General features: G+C 64.2%; 16 protein-coding genes and 1 tRNA gene. 11 read left to right on the forward strand and 6 right to left on the reverse strand.

The genetic code is table 11. The features are described from left to right. The 4 genes from ACE3O8_RS09970 to ACE3O8_RS09985 all read left to right on the forward strand — a co-directional run. On the forward strand, positions 1 to 274 hold a 274-nt coding region (locus tag ACE3O8_RS09970; RefSeq protein WP_374389305.1), incomplete at its 5' end, for a tyrosine-type recombinase/integrase. Between the two features lie 240 nt (positions 275 to 514). Then, positions 515 to 1,288, forward strand: a complete 774-nt coding sequence (locus tag ACE3O8_RS09975) for a helix-turn-helix domain-containing protein (protein ID WP_374389307.1) — start codon at positions 515 to 517, stop codon at positions 1,286 to 1,288. After that, entirely contained in the window at positions 1,288 to 1,692 is a 405-nt protein-coding gene (locus ACE3O8_RS09980) for an HNH endonuclease (protein ID WP_374389309.1), read from the forward strand. Before ACE3O8_RS09975 ends, ACE3O8_RS09980 begins: the two co-directional genes overlap by 1 nt. Next, entirely contained in the window at positions 1,685 to 3,319 is a 1,635-nt protein-coding gene (locus ACE3O8_RS09985; RefSeq protein WP_374389311.1) for a terminase large subunit, read from the forward strand. The genes ACE3O8_RS09980 and ACE3O8_RS09985 overlap by 8 nt, the downstream gene beginning before the upstream one ends. Before the next feature lie 759 nt (positions 3,320 to 4,078). On the opposite strand, the gene ACE3O8_RS09990 is transcribed toward ACE3O8_RS09985, so the two are convergent. Beyond that, positions 4,079 to 4,270 carry a hypothetical protein gene (locus tag ACE3O8_RS09990; protein WP_374389313.1) on the reverse strand — a complete coding sequence of 64 codons (192 nt, stop codon included), beginning with the start codon at positions 4,268 to 4,270 and terminating at the stop codon, positions 4,079 to 4,081. Positions 4,271 to 4,357: 87 nt separating this feature from the next. Between ACE3O8_RS09990 and ACE3O8_RS09995 the strand changes: the two genes are divergently transcribed. From ACE3O8_RS09995 to ACE3O8_RS10025, 7 genes are all read left to right on the forward strand, one after another. Further along, a complete protein-coding gene (locus tag ACE3O8_RS09995) occupies positions 4,358 to 4,684 on the forward strand; it encodes a hypothetical protein (protein WP_374389315.1) in 327 nt (108 codons plus the stop codon). Further along, positions 4,681 to 4,941 carry a hypothetical protein gene (locus ACE3O8_RS10000; RefSeq protein WP_374389317.1) on the forward strand — a complete coding sequence of 87 codons (261 nt, stop codon included), beginning with the start codon at positions 4,681 to 4,683 and terminating at the stop codon, positions 4,939 to 4,941. The genes ACE3O8_RS09995 and ACE3O8_RS10000 overlap by 4 nt, the downstream gene beginning before the upstream one ends. Positions 4,942 to 5,066: 125 nt before the next feature. Then, positions 5,067 to 5,615: a hypothetical protein gene (locus tag ACE3O8_RS10005; protein ID WP_374389319.1), complete on the forward strand. Its 549-nt coding sequence runs from the start codon at positions 5,067 to 5,069 to the stop codon at positions 5,613 to 5,615. 208 nt (positions 5,616 to 5,823) lie between these two features. Next, entirely contained in the window at positions 5,824 to 7,050 is a 1,227-nt protein-coding gene (locus ACE3O8_RS10010; protein ID WP_374389321.1) for a phage major capsid protein, read from the forward strand. Beyond that, a complete protein-coding gene (locus ACE3O8_RS10015) occupies positions 7,050 to 7,595 on the forward strand; it encodes an HK97 family phage prohead protease (protein WP_374389323.1) in 546 nt (181 codons plus the stop codon). Before ACE3O8_RS10010 ends, ACE3O8_RS10015 begins: the two co-directional genes overlap by 1 nt. After that, a complete protein-coding gene (locus ACE3O8_RS10020; RefSeq protein WP_374389325.1) occupies positions 7,582 to 8,745 on the forward strand; it encodes a phage portal protein in 1,164 nt (387 codons plus the stop codon). The genes ACE3O8_RS10015 and ACE3O8_RS10020 overlap by 14 nt, the downstream gene beginning before the upstream one ends. Continuing rightward, positions 8,742 to 9,077 carry a hypothetical protein gene (locus ACE3O8_RS10025; RefSeq protein WP_374389327.1) on the forward strand — a complete coding sequence of 112 codons (336 nt, stop codon included), beginning with the start codon at positions 8,742 to 8,744 and terminating at the stop codon, positions 9,075 to 9,077. The genes ACE3O8_RS10020 and ACE3O8_RS10025 overlap by 4 nt, the downstream gene beginning before the upstream one ends. A 1,095-nt stretch (positions 9,078 to 10,172) precedes the next feature. On the opposite strand, the gene ACE3O8_RS10030 is transcribed toward ACE3O8_RS10025, so the two are convergent. From ACE3O8_RS10030 to ppa, 5 genes are all read right to left on the reverse strand, one after another. Continuing rightward, positions 10,173 to 10,247 (reverse strand) — tRNA-Val (locus ACE3O8_RS10030). A 48-nt stretch (positions 10,248 to 10,295) separates the two neighbouring features. Continuing rightward, a complete protein-coding gene (locus tag ACE3O8_RS10035) occupies positions 10,296 to 10,973 on the reverse strand; it encodes a DUF502 domain-containing protein (protein ID WP_374389329.1) in 678 nt (225 codons plus the stop codon). Further along, positions 10,970 to 12,031, reverse strand: coding sequence for a 3-isopropylmalate dehydrogenase (leuB, locus tag ACE3O8_RS10040; protein ID WP_374389331.1), 1,062 nt, complete (start codon positions 12,029 to 12,031; stop codon positions 10,970 to 10,972). The genes ACE3O8_RS10035 and leuB overlap by 4 nt, the downstream gene beginning before the upstream one ends. After that, entirely contained in the window at positions 12,028 to 12,627 is a 600-nt protein-coding gene (gene leuD / locus ACE3O8_RS10045) for a 3-isopropylmalate dehydratase small subunit (protein ID WP_374389333.1), read from the reverse strand. The genes leuB and leuD overlap by 4 nt, the downstream gene beginning before the upstream one ends. Positions 12,628 to 12,717: 90 nt before the next feature. After that, a partial coding sequence (gene ppa / locus ACE3O8_RS10050; protein ID WP_374389335.1) for an inorganic diphosphatase occupies positions 12,718 to 13,211 on the reverse strand: 494 nt, incomplete at its 5' end.

The following is a 13,211-nucleotide window of genomic DNA, read 5'->3' on the forward strand; positions in this document are numbered from 1 at the left end:
GGACGCCCGCACGACTGACCATGTGATCGAGCATGGCGGCGGGCCGGTTGCGAGCGTCAAGAAGGCATTTGAACTTGCGTCTGAACGGGTTGGCTTCAAGGTGACGCCCTACACGCTGCGACATAGCGCAGCGGTGTGGATGGCGGAGGCAGGTGTTCCGATGGAGGAGATTGCGGCCTACATGGGCCACTCGGACGCGCGCACGACCTTTCGGAACTATGCTCGATTTTCGCCCGACTATCTGCGGAAGGCGGCCAGCGCGCTGGACTGGTAGGTTCATCCGAACCTTGGCCCCCTGTTGTAACTGGCCCCGGTTTTCCAGCTAAGTCATTGAAAAGGAATGGTGGGCGCGGCAAGGATTGAACTTGCGACCACTGCGATGTCAAGGAAATGCCAGCATCAGCAAGACTGACGCATCAATCACTTACCGGAACACTCCCGCCAGAACGAAACAGGGGAATTTCGTGAACATCGCCCATTTTCACCGGGATTGCACCGGGATGGCGGTGGGCTCATGAGCATTCGGATCATGACGCTTGCGTGGGACTGCGACCTCACCGGCAACGACAAGCTTGTTCTGCTGGCGCTGGCAGACTGGGCGAACGATGATGGCCATTGCTGGCCGTCCATCGCGAAGCTTTGCGCAAAGACGCGCGCAAGCGAACGCACAGTTCAGGGCATCATCAAGAAGCTGGTGGAAGGCGGCCAGCTGACCAGAATGGAGCGCCTAGGTCACGGCTGCACCTATGTTGTTCACCCCCGCAATATCTGCACCCCCGCAGAAGTTGCGCCCCCGCAAGACTTACGGGGCACCCCCGCAGAAGTTGCGGGCAATACGTCAAAGAACCATCATACCCCCCAAACCCCCCATTCGGCTCCACGTCGACCACGGCAGGCGCGCAAGGCTTTCGTGCCGGAGCCTGAGCCGATCGAGCTGCCTGTTGGGATGGAGGGGGAGGAAGCCACCAAGTTCCGGCAGGCAGCTTTGTCAGCACTCGGTGATGGCGCCTATCGCAACCTCATCAGGCCTTGCCACATTGTTCCGAGTGGCGCCGATCTGCTTATCCAGACCAACAGCGAAACGCTGGTGGATCGCCTCAGACAGCGCCAAAGCGAGCTGGGACCGATAGCCCGTGCACTCGGCTTCGAGGCTTTGCGCATCGCGGTCAAGCCCACTGCCAAGCGCAGCGTTCCCGACCCCAAGGTCACAGATGCGGTTAGGCAGCTGAATGCTATCCGAGGTGGGCATGTGGCAGGCGTAGCAGCCCAGGCCGGAGGGCGGCTCTAGTGGCTGGCTGGCCCTACACGTCCCAGCGCTGGCGGCGGCTGCGCTTGGCGAAGCTGGCGGAACAGCCCTTCTGCGAGCATTGCCGGGCTGTCGGGTTGCTCGAACGGGCCTCCGTCGTGGACCATGTGCAGCCGATCAATCACGGCGGAGATCCGTTCCCCGCACTCGACGGGTTGCAGGCGCTCTGCCCACCCTGCCACTCAGCCAAGACGGCTCGGGGCGTGGAGGCTGGCGCGGCCAAGACGACACGTCGGCGCGTGCGCAGGGGCTGCACGGCCAATGGCATGCCGATTGACCCCTCACACCCGTGGAAGCGGGAAAAATCTCTCACAGCTGAGCAGGTGGAAACAGCGTCCAAGGGGATCTCTCAATTAGTTTCGGATTCGGGGCGAGCTGATGGGTAAGCGCGGGCCTGGAGCGGGGCGGCTGAAGCTGGTTTCCAGCCTCGCGGACGTACCCCAGCTTGGGCCTGGGCCGCTGTTCGGCAGCAGTGCGCCCCTGCCCGTCGGCCCCCGCCCATGGGAACTGCCCGGCATGACGCCGGCCGATCAGGTGCTGGCCTTCCTGCGCGAGCTGCCGGTGGTTTCGGGCCTGAAAGCCGGGGAGAAGCTGGAGCTGCTGGCGTTTCAGGAACAGTTCGTGCGGGGCGTCTATGGCCCGATCGACGCAGCCGGCCGGCGCCGGATCCGTCTCGCGGCGCTGTCAGTTGCGCGCGGCAATGGCAAGTCTGCCCTGCTGGCCGGCCTGTCGCTGGCGCACCTGCTTGGCCCAATGGCGGAGCCCTATGGCGAATGCTACGCCGCCGCACTCGATCGGGAACAGGCGGGCGTCCTGTTCAACATGGTGCGGGCCTATGTCGAGGCCACGCCATGGATGGCCGCGCGGGTGAACATCCGCGACTGGCACAAGGAAATCACCGACGAGGTGACCAATTCCAGATGGACCGCGCTCACCTCTGATGCCCGCAAGGCGCATGGCCTTGCCCCCAGCTTCTGGATTGCCGACGAGGTGGCGCAGTGGCGCAGCCGCGACATGTGGGACAACCTCGCCACCGGCATGGGCAAACGCGCCCAGGCGCTGGGGGTGACGATCAGCACCCAGTCCGCCAGCGACACCCACTTCTTTTCCGAGATGCTGGACGCGCCGCCCAGCCCGTCCATCTACGTCCAGCTTCACGCCGCGCCGGAAGGCTGCGCGCTGGATGATCACGCCGCTTGGGCGGCTGCGAACCCTGCCTTGGGCATTTTCCTGAACGAGGATCAGTTTGCCGACGCGGCCGGGCGGGCCGAGCGCTCGCCCTCGTTCGAGCCGGCATTCCGCAATTTGCAGCTGAACCAGCGCGTGGACGCCTCGGAGCGGTTCATCACCCATGCCGACTGGGAGGCCAATGCCGAGCCGTTCGACGCCACGGAGCTGGAAGGCCAGCGCTGCTATGGCGGGCTCGACCTTTCCAGCACGCGCGACCTGACGGCGCTGGCGCTGTGGTTTCCGGATTCGGGCAAGCTGCTGGCCTGGCACTTCGTTCCGGCGGAGACGCTCCGCGAGCGTGTCGAGCGGGACCGGGTGCCCTATGACCGGTGGGAGAAGGATGGCTGGATCAGCACCACGCCCGGCCGCGCAACGGACCGGCTTTCCATTGTGCACCGCCTGGCGGACATCCGCGCCCGCTATGACGTGCAGGGCATAGCCTATGACAACTGGCGATTCGAGGATCTGGCGAAACTGCTGTCAGACGAGGGAATCGAGCTGCCGCTGGTGAAGTTCATCCCCGGATTCAAGAGCTATGCCCCGGCCATGGATGCGTTCGAGCGCGCGGTGCTTGAACGACGAATGCAGCACAATGGCAGCCCCATCCTGCGCTGGCAGGCGGGCAATGTGGTGCCGGAGACGGACGCGGCCGGGAACCGCAAGCCCAGCAAGGCGCGTTCGATCGACCGCATTGATGGACTGGTGAGCGCCATCATGGCCTGCGGGCTGTCGGCCGTTCAGCCGGAGGCGCGAGAGTTTCAGGGGCAGGTGATGTGGCTTTAAATCAGTTTTGGGGCAGATTGTGCCTGCTCGCAATACGCGCCTTGCACCTGAAGGAGTTTGATCAGGTGATCATCTAGTTGGCCGATTATTGGGGGCCTTCCCAATTTGAAAGGGAAAAACTGATCATCCCAGGGAAGCGTGGCCAATCTATCTAGACAAAAACGGGTAGCCTTGTGCAAACCACAACCGTCCATCCACGAAAGCTTGGAAATGGTAAATGAGCAGGGCTCAAATCTATTAGGATCTTTGCTTGTGCCATACACCACTTGCACAAATGGAGATCCATCCTCGTCGCCATAAAGTGCTTGACGCACCAACGCCGGACGCTCTTTCGGTGCCGGATAGTTTGGCTTTTCCCAATATGGAAACCGGCACCATACAATCGCGTATGGTGCCGGCACTGTTGATAGTGGATGGAACTGTCCAGTTGTCACCAACCAGGCGCTCCGATCGGATTCAGCTTACGGACCTGCGGATAATCCGCTTCGATCTTTTCCTTCTGAAACTCGATATACTCCTTGGAAACCGTATCTTCGTAATTCGGTTGCTTGGGAGCGGCTGCTTGCTTACCGAGCCGATTACGGCCCCGCATATTAAGCACGTCGTTTCCTCCTACTGCGCATGACCGTTTAACGACCTTGCCCCTGAAAGGTAGCTGAATGACTCATGTGCGAAACTCGCATATGTGTGATTTCCCAACAGGGCAAGTCGCCAGAAGGTCACACTGCGACAAATAGTATTGCTGGGCGCCGATGCGAGTCAGGCCAGCTTTTCACCAAGCAACCGCCGCACCGCCTCCGGGCGGGAGGGTTTGGGATCGGGCTGGGCGGCAATCCAGGCGTCGAGAGCGGCGAGTTGATCGGGTTGCAGGCGCAGGCCGATAAGGATGCCCTTGCCTGTTGGCGCCGGGCCCTTTCGCTTCTTTGTTATCACAGTATCTTGCGATGACATATTTACTCTGTTATCAGAGTGGCGAGCCGAGGGGAAGTTGCAGCTTCCCTCCGGCTCTAACCGCAACCGTCTTTCAAGGAGACGATCATGGCTGAAACCGCCACTAGCACCCGTGCGCCCGATGCCCAAGGGGCCGCGCCAACCACCAACCAGCTTCGCCACGCGCTCGCCCAGCTGTCCCGTTTCGAATTGTCTGGCTGGCTGCCCCTGATCAACCTTCACGCCCAGCATCAGGATCGCACTTGCCTTGCGGCTGCCGCGAATCTCGCAAACTTGCTCAGGTTCCAAATCGAGCTCAGCGAGAGCGAAGGCGGGCTTAATGACAGCGTTGTTGCCTCAGCACTGGAAGGCATCCTGATCCTGATGACGCTGGAAATGATCGGCGCGGAAGCCGAGCAGGCAGGCGAGCAATGAGCGCGGCCGAGAACAAGGTGGCCACACCCGCCAGAAACCTGTCGGCCGCTGTTTACGAACTGACAATGGCCCAGACCCTGCAACGGTCTCACCAGGACCTACTGGATGTGCTGTATGAACAAGTCGATGTTGTGCGACTTAACGGCCATCCGAGCCTAGCCGCCCATCTGCACGACATGTTGGGTCATGCGCAGAACCTCAATAGGATGGCGGGCGAGAAAATGGCCGAAGCCCTGGCGCACATCGGTGAAATCTGACCCGACGGAAAGAGTTGGAACGGATCAGGCCGCTCCTGATTTCTCCCCGAGTGCCCAGCGGGCTTGACCAAACGCATATGCGTTGGCACAAAGAGCCAACGCACACGCATTTGGTAGGACTTAGCATGATCGACTTGCACACCCCACGCTACTCTGGTGCCGAAGCTGCCAAGGCGTGCGGTATCCCCGTCACGACATTCCGCAGCTACTTCGCGCGCGGCCATTTTCGCGTCTTTGGCGACGCCCGCGAACGTGATGCAAACGGCCTCCCGCACCAGTTCAGCCTGCGCGATATCGTCGGCCTCGCGATTGCAATTCGCCTGATGGACAGCACGAGCATCACGCCCGCCAGTGCGTTCAATGTGGGCATGAAGTTCGCGCACATGGGGAACAATTGCCGCGAACCGGGCCGAGCCTTCAACTTCCATGAATTTGGCGAAACGGCCATTCTATACTGGCCGCAGTCGGATCGTTCGCGGATCATGCCCTTCGACAAGCTGACGCTCCATGATCTGGCCGCGAACGAAAAGGCGGTTTCGGTTCTGCTGGTGAATCACGCCATCGGCGACGTTTACAAAGCCCTTGGCCTTGACCCGATGGTTGCCGTCATCGGCAGCGAACCGCCTGCGGACGCAAGCGACTGGGAAGAAATCGGCGAGATCGTCTCCGAGTGATGCCTTTTGCCCCAACCCAATCCTTTGAGGCCGACGCGCTGCGGCCAAAAACGGAAGCCCGGATGCGACGGGTTGGGGATGCCTTCGGGCAGTTCATTCACGTTCCGAATCCGGGCAACAGCGCGCCCCTTCCCGCCATCGTCGCGAGACAGACGGCAATCACCGTGCCGGCGCCTACGGGCGCCGGCCAGCATGAAAGACCGATGACATGAAGACTGCTGACCTGATCGAGGAGCGCGGCGCCCTGGTGGCGCGGATGCGGGCCGCACATGAGGCCGACAAGGCCGACGACTTCACCACTGCCGAGGCCGAGCTTCGCAGCCTGGACGCCAGGCTGGCGCGTGCCAAGGCGCTCGACGCGATGGACGCCGCCGCCCCCAAGCGCGATGAGAAGTTCACCGCCGTTCTGAGCGACTATCGCCTGACCCGCCATCTGGCATGGGTGGCGGGCCTGCCGGGTATCGATGCCGGCCGGGAACGCGAAGTGGACGCGGAACTGCGCAGCTCTACGGGCCGCCAGTTTCAGGGCGTGGCAGTGCCCACCGAACTGTTCGAAAAGCGGGTACTGACCACGGCGGCACCGGCGGGCGGACCGGGTTCCAACCTGGTGCCAACCGACCATCTGGCGGGCGAGTATATTTCCGCGCTGACCGCTTCCACCGTGATCGCCGGCCTTGGCGCGCGGACGCTTACGGGCCTGATGGGCAATGTGGAGATCCCCGGCGAAAAGGCCGCGCCGACTGCTGGCTGGATCGCGGAGAACGCCGCGCTGACGGCTTCCGATCCCCAGTTCAGGCAAGTGACCCTCGCCCCCAAGCATGTGGGCAGCCTCTCCGAGTTCAGCCGCAACATGCTGCTGCAGACCTCCCCCGGCATCGAGGGCATCCTTCGCCAGATGATGGCGCGGGACATCGCGCTGGAAATGGACCGGGTTGCCATCCTGGGCGGTGGTAGCAACGAGCCAACTGGAATTCTCGCCGCCGCCGGCACGCAAACCCAGGCCTATGCCACCAGCCTGTTCCACACCGGGGCGGAAATGATCGGCAAGGCCAACGTGGCGAACGTGGGGCCGAACCGGGCGTTCCTTTCCAGCAACCGGGTGGCGACGATCGCCCGCAAGACGCTGGACAGCCAGAAACTGCCGATCGGCACGGCGGCCCTGTTCCACGGCGAGCGCGCCGAGTTCAGCAACCTGGTGCCCGACACGCTGGGCGCTGGCACCAACGAAAGCGGCCTGATCTACGGCGACTTTTCCGAACTGCTGATCGGCCTCTGGAGCGCGCTTGACGTGCTGGTGAACCCCTATGAATCCACCGCCTACAGCAAGGGCAACGTCATGATCCGGGCCATGGCAACGGCTGACATTGCCCTGCGGAACCCGCAAGCCTTCGTGAAGGCAACCGGGGTTCTGGCGGCTGCGGTGGGCATCGCCTGATGGAACGGGCGGCACATGAACGCCGGGCGGCCTTGCTGGAGGTCCGCGCCTCCGGCCGCCGCCTGTCGGGCTATGCCGCGACGTTCGGCGCCGAAGCGAGGATTGGCCGGGTGCGCGAGACAATCGCCCCCGGCGCCTTCGCGGGAGCGCTGGGCGGCGATGTGCTGGCCCTGCTGGACCACGACCCCGGCAAGGTGCTGGGGCGCACGCGATCCGGCACGCTGCGGCTTTTCGAGGATGCCAAGGGCCTCGCCTTCGATCTGGAACTTCCCGACACGCAAGCCGGTGCGGACGTGCTGGCGCTTGCCACGCGCGGCGACCTGGGCGGCATGAGCTTCGGGTTTACCGTCCCGGCCGGCGGCGAAGCCTGGCACGGCGAACGGCGGACGCTGACACGCGTGCAGCTGCACGAAATCAGCGTGGTGAGCGCCTGGCCGGCCTATCCCGACACCAGCCTTGCCCTGCGCGCGATGCCGGGCCTTGTCGAACGTGAGCGCCGCCAGCGCGCCCTTGTGCTTGCGGAGGTGGCCCGTGCAGTGGGTTGAACGCATCCTATCCCGTGCGGGGTTCGAGCGCCGCAACATCGCATCCTCGCCGTCGTGGGCGGCCTTGCAACCGGTGGGGCTGGGCGCGGCGGTGAACGAACGCATGGCCGAAAACCTCACCACGGTTGCAGCCTGTGTGAGCGCCCATGCCAGCGCCCTCGCCAGCTGCCCGGTTTATGTCTACCAGCGCACGCCGGAGGGCCGGACGGAAGTGCCAGACCATCCCGTTGCCCAACTGTTCCGCAATGGGCCGAACCTGCACCAGACCGGCCCTGATATGATCGAGGCATGGGTTTCATGTGCCCTACTGACCGGCAACAGCCTGCTGGAGATCGAGCGCGAAGGGGGCTCTATCGTCGCGATCAAGTTCATCCCCTGGCGTTGGGTGAGCCCGATGCTAGCCCCCTCCGGCCGGCTCGTTTACGACGTGACGGAACAGTCGGGTCTCTATGCCCAGACGGGCCGGGTCCGGCGCGTGCTGGCCGGCGATGTGGCCCACCTGAAGGACAGGAGCGATGACGGGATACTGGGGGTGTCCCGCCTGTCGCGTTCGGTGGAGCCGGTTGCCCACGCGCTTCAGCTGAACCAGCGGGCACAGAATGTTGTCGCCCAGGGCGCGGCCCCCAGCGGGGCAATAAGCTCTGAACAGAAGATCGGGCTGGAATCGCTCGAGAGCCTCCGCAGGCAGTTCGATAGCCGTCACGCTGGCGTCGCGAATGCCGGCCGCGTCATGATCCTGACCGATGGCATGAAGTTCACGCCATTCGACATCACGCCGGAAGATGCCGAGCTGCTGGCGAGCCGGAAGTTCAGCGTGGAAGAGATCTGCCGGCTGTATCAGGTGCCGCCGCCGATCGTGCAGGATTACAGCCACAACACGTTCACCAACAGCGAGGCCGCCGGCCGCTGGTTCGCCCAGTTCACCCTTGGGCCATGGGCGCGCAAGATCGAAGCCGTGCTGTCGCGGGCCCTGTTCCCCGAGGGCAGCGGGCTTGAGATCGAGCTGGATCTGTCCGCGTTCCTGCGCGGCGACCCGCAAACCCGCTGGGCGGCGCACAAGATCGCGGTGGATGCGGGCATCCTGGACGCCGACGAGATCCGCGAGATCGAGGGGTTCAATCCGCGCGGGAAGGCGGTGGTGCTGGCATGAGTATCCTCAAGCTCGACCGCAAGATTTCAACCGCGCTCGATACCGGGCGCGGCTTGCAGCTTTCCGCGCAAGAGCTTGCCGATCTGGCTACGGGCGGGATGCTCGACATCGTCGCGAAGCTGAAGAACGATTTCCTGAAGGAGCGGATGCAATGTCGCGGAACAAGGGCGGCATCTATCAGCGGGGCGGCCTCTGGCTCGATCTCGACCGGGGCCGAGATGGCAAAGCCCGAAGCCCGAACTACCATATTTTCCGATACAGCCCCGAAAAGGGACGGATCGTTAGCACTTCAACACGCGCGAGCGACGTTGAAGCCGCGAAGCGTGCGCTAGACCGGGTCTATCTTCAGGAAAGCCGCGGGGCCGCCGTTTGCCAGTCATGTGGCCAGATGTTGCCCGAGGCACATGGATTCCTGATAGCGGACGCCATCGCAAACTATCAGCTGGAGGTTGGCGACTTTCGGACCTCGAGCGAGGCGATTGCGGCGCGCCTTGCCCACGTGCTCGATTATATCGAAACACTGCCCCGGCAAGACGTAGCTTGCGAAGATGTGGATGAGCGGTGGGTGGGGCGCTTCCGCCAGTGGATGGCTGCGAAGCCGATTGTCAGCAAATATGGCAAGTCGAAGCCGCGCACCCTGGCGACGGTTGAGAACAGCGTCATCCAGCTGGCGGCAGCGATCAATCACGCCCACGCTCGCAAAGACACTTTGTACGGCGCAGCATTCCGTCCGAAGCCTGTTACCTCAGTAAACCAGTCACCCCGCTGGCGCGCATCTGTCGCCCAGATTGCGAACATGTTCCAGTGGGCCATTGACCAGGGAAAACGTGGCGAGGCATTGCACCGCTTCCTGGCATTCTCCGTCGCAACGCTTGCACGGCCTGATGCAGCGTTGGACTTTTCGACGGCCCCCGCGCGCGAACAATGGAATCGATCCGCCGGGATTATAGACCTCAACCCGCGCGGCAGGCAGCAAACCAAGAAGCACCGCGCCACGGTGCGATGTCCCGACAAGCTGCTGACCTGGATCGACGCAACGAACGGGCAATTTGTTCGCAACCAGCGCGAGCCTGTCACATCGATTCGATCAGCATGGGATTCCATGCGTATCGACCTCAAAATGCCTGATGGACCGGGCGGCGGAACCAAATCCATTCGCCGCTCTATGGCGACGCTGTTGCGAGCGCGAAAATGCCCGATTGACCAACTGGAGATGCAGCTGGGACATCGCGTTTTGCGTTCTGTCACAGAGACTTATGCTCCTTATAGCCCCGACTACCTCGCTGAAGTTCTAGCGATGATCGAGACGATCATGAGTGAAATCGAAGCGCTTGTTCCAAGTGCTTTCACCGGGACACAACCGGAAAATGAACCTGCGCCCCCTGTGTTGGAGGATGGGAAAGATGAACAGTTTCAAGAAGATGAAATGGTGGGCGCGGCAAGGATTGAACTTGCGACCACTGCGATGTCAACACAGTGCTCTACCACTGAGCTACGCGCCCACTCGGGAGGCGGGCTATTAGCTGCCCGCGCGGCAAAGGGCAAGAGGCTCAGCGCCTGCCCAGCGCCGCCTTCAGCTGGGGCGGCGGCGTCATCCCCATCGTCAGGTAAAGCCGGGCGATATCGTCGAACTTCATGTCGGCCAGCACATGCACCTTGGCCGCCGCCACCAGCAGCAGCGCGCCGCCGATCGGCACCGGCGCCGTCGGGATCAGCACCAGATGAGAGGCCACGCCCTCCACATCGATCGGGTCGGGCGAGGCCAGGAAGGCAATCGTGTCCACCCCGCCGCCGAACTCCACCCGGCACACCGCCATCGCGGACATCTCCTCGGGCCGCTGGCCCGAAACGCTGCGCACCAGCTGCGCGACCGGGCGATACACATTGCCCAGCAGCGGGATGCGCCCGATCGCGCGGTCCACCGCGTCTTCCAGCACCTTCTTTGCCCTGTCGCGCACCAGAAGCCCCAGCGCCGTGATGAACCCGATCACCAGCGCCCAGCCGATGGCAAAGCTCAGCAGCCCTTCCGGATCGTCCACGAACACCCGGCCGCCCGCGCTCAGCACATGGCCGATTGCCGTATCCGGCCCCACGAAGGCAACGATCTGCGCCCCAACCCAGGCCAGCACGATCGCCGTCAGCAACAACGGCGCCAGAAAGGCGAGGCCCGTCAGGAAGGCGCCCACCAGGCGCATCGGGTTGAACCGGCTGCGGGCCGGCCCGCTCATCCGGCCAGCTTCGAAAGGATCGCGTCGCCCATGCCGGCCGTCGTCAGCGCACCGCCCAGGTCGCGCGTGCGTGCGCCCGCGTCCAACGCCGCCTCCACTGCCGCTTCCACCCGGTCTGCCACCTCCGCCGCACCCAGCGAATATCGCAGCGCCATCGCCAGGCTCAGGACAGAGGCGCAGGGGTTCGCGATCCCCTGCCCGGCGATGTCCGGCGCAGAGCCATGGATCGGCTCATAAAGCCCCGGCCGGCCCGCCTCGCCCAGCGCGGCAGACGGCAGCATCCCCAGCGAACCCGTGGACATGGCGGCCAGGTCCGACAGCAGGTCGCCGAACAGGTTGTCGGTCAGGATGATGTCGAACTGGCGCGGCGCCTTCACCAGCTGCATCGCACAATTGTCGGCATACATGTGGGACAGCTCGATGTCGGGGAACCGCTCGTCGCGCAGGCGCGTCACCTCCTCGCGCCACAGCACGCCCGATTCCATCACATTGGCCTTTTCCACCGAACAGACCCGGCCCGATCGCACACGCGCCAGCTCGAACGCCGTCGTCGCCACCCGGCGGATTTCCGATGTCGTGTAGCTCTGCGTGTTGAAGCCGCGCCGCTCGCCGTTCGCCAGCGTCTCGATCCCGCGCGGAACCCCGAAATAGACGCCGCCGACCAGTTCGCGCACGAACAGGATGTCCAGCCCCTCGATCACCTCGGGCTTCAGCGTAGAGGCCGGCGCCAGCGCCGCGAAACAACGCGCCGGCCGCAGGTTGGCGAACACGTTCATCGCCGCACGCAGGCGCAGAAGCCCGGCCTCGGGCCGCCTGTCATAGGCCACATCGGCCCATTTCGGCCCGCCGACAGCGCCCATCAGCACGGCGGTGCTGGCCAGCGCCGCAGCCTCCGTCTCCGCCGTCAGCGGCACGCCATGGGCATCGATGGAGGCGCCGCCGAACGGCGCTTCGGAAACGGAAAGGCCCGGCAGCGCCAGCGCGTCCAGGATCCGGCGGCTCTGCGCCGTCACTTCGGGGCCGATCCCGTCGCCGGGCAGCAGCAGCAGGCTCGTCATCGTTGGGCGGCTCCGGCAATCCAGGGGCGCTCGGCCGACAGCCGGGCCTCATAGGCATCGATCTCGGGCGCGGCCGCCTCGGTAAGGCCGATTTCGTCCAGCCCGTTCAGCAGGCAATGCTTGCGGAACGGATCGATCGGGAACTCCCACCGGTCCTGATAGGGCGTCGTCACCACCTGGTTCTCAAGGTCCACGGTGATCGGCTGGCCTTCGGCGGCCACCTCCATCAGCCTGTCCACCGCCGCCTGCGGCAGCGCCACCAGCAGCAGGCCGTTCTTGAAGCTGTTGCCGGAAAAGATGTCGGCAAAGCTTGGCCCGATCACCACGCGGAAGCCCAGGTCCATCAGCGCCCAGGGCGCATGTTCCCGGCTGGAGCCGCAGCCGAAATTGTCCCCCGCGATCAGGATCGGCGCGCCGGCGTTTTCCGGCCGGTCGAACAGGTTGCCGGGCGTTTCGCGGATTGCCGCGAACGCGCCCTTCCCCAGCCCCTCGCGCGTCACCAGCTTCAGGAAGCGCGCGGGGATGATCACGTCGGTGTCGACATTGGCGGCGCCGAACGGCACCGCGCGGCCGGAAAGGGTGGTGAAGGGCTGCATGGCGCATGCCCTAGGCGAAGGCGCGCGCGGTTGCAAAGTCCCCGCGCATCGTCGCACGCCCGGGCGGCCACGCCGCCCGGGCGTGCGCGCTCAGGCGGCCTCGTCCGCCTCGGCTGCGGCTGCGGCCGCCGCTGCGTCCGCGTCGGCTTCCTTCTTCGCCTGATACCGGGCAACCGCCGCCAGCACGAGCGCTTCCGCCCCGGCCACGTCGACGAAGCGGCTGAACTTCGCCCACTTGCCCTTTTCGAGATCCTTGTAGTGCTCGAAGAAGTGGCCGATCTGTTCGATCAGCACGGTGGGCAGGTCGGTGTAGTTCTTCACGTTGGAATAGAAGGGGTGGAGCTTGTCCACCGGCACGGCCAGGATCTTCTCGTCGCCGCCGGCTTCATCTTCCATCAGCAGCGCACCGACCGGGCGCACCCGAATCACCGCGCCGGGCACCACGGCATGCGGGCCCACCACGATCACGTCGATCGGGTCGCCATCTTCCGACAGCGTGTGGGGCACGAAGCCGTAATTGCCGGGATAATACATCGCCGTGTGCAGGAACCGGTCGACAAACATGGCGCCCGACTTCTTGTCGA

This window comes from Sandaracinobacter sp. (assembly GCF_041909755.1).
In the GTDB taxonomy this organism is placed as follows: Bacteria; Pseudomonadota; Alphaproteobacteria; order Sphingomonadales; family Sphingomonadaceae; genus Sandaracinobacteroides.

Excerpts from the sequence above, each read along its gene's own strand:
- ACE3O8_RS10015 (WP_374389323.1), top strand. The coding sequence starts at position 7,050 with ATGGAACGGGCGGCACATGAACGCCGGGCGGCCTTGCTGGAGGTCCGC.
- ACE3O8_RS10000 (WP_374389317.1), top strand. The coding sequence starts at position 4,681 with ATGAGCGCGGCCGAGAACAAGGTGGCCACACCCGCCAGAAACCTGTCG.
- ACE3O8_RS09975 (WP_374389307.1), top strand. The coding sequence starts at position 515 with ATGAGCATTCGGATCATGACGCTTGCGTGGGACTGCGACCTCACCGGC.
- leuB (WP_374389331.1), bottom strand. The coding sequence starts at position 12,031 with ATGACGAGCCTGCTGCTGCTGCCCGGCGACGGGATCGGCCCCGAAGTG.
- ACE3O8_RS10035 (WP_374389329.1), bottom strand. The coding sequence starts at position 10,973 with ATGAGCGGGCCGGCCCGCAGCCGGTTCAACCCGATGCGCCTGGTGGGC.
- ACE3O8_RS09995 (WP_374389315.1), top strand. The coding sequence starts at position 4,358 with ATGGCTGAAACCGCCACTAGCACCCGTGCGCCCGATGCCCAAGGGGCC.
- ACE3O8_RS10025 (WP_374389327.1), top strand. The coding sequence starts at position 8,742 with ATGAGTATCCTCAAGCTCGACCGCAAGATTTCAACCGCGCTCGATACC.
- ACE3O8_RS10005 (WP_374389319.1), top strand. The coding sequence starts at position 5,067 with ATGATCGACTTGCACACCCCACGCTACTCTGGTGCCGAAGCTGCCAAG.
- ACE3O8_RS10010 (WP_374389321.1), top strand. The coding sequence starts at position 5,824 with ATGAAGACTGCTGACCTGATCGAGGAGCGCGGCGCCCTGGTGGCGCGG.
- ACE3O8_RS09985 (WP_374389311.1), top strand. The coding sequence starts at position 1,685 with ATGGGTAAGCGCGGGCCTGGAGCGGGGCGGCTGAAGCTGGTTTCCAGC.
- ACE3O8_RS09990 (WP_374389313.1), bottom strand. The coding sequence starts at position 4,270 with ATGTCATCGCAAGATACTGTGATAACAAAGAAGCGAAAGGGCCCGGCG.
- leuD (WP_374389333.1), bottom strand. The coding sequence starts at position 12,627 with ATGCAGCCCTTCACCACCCTTTCCGGCCGCGCGGTGCCGTTCGGCGCC.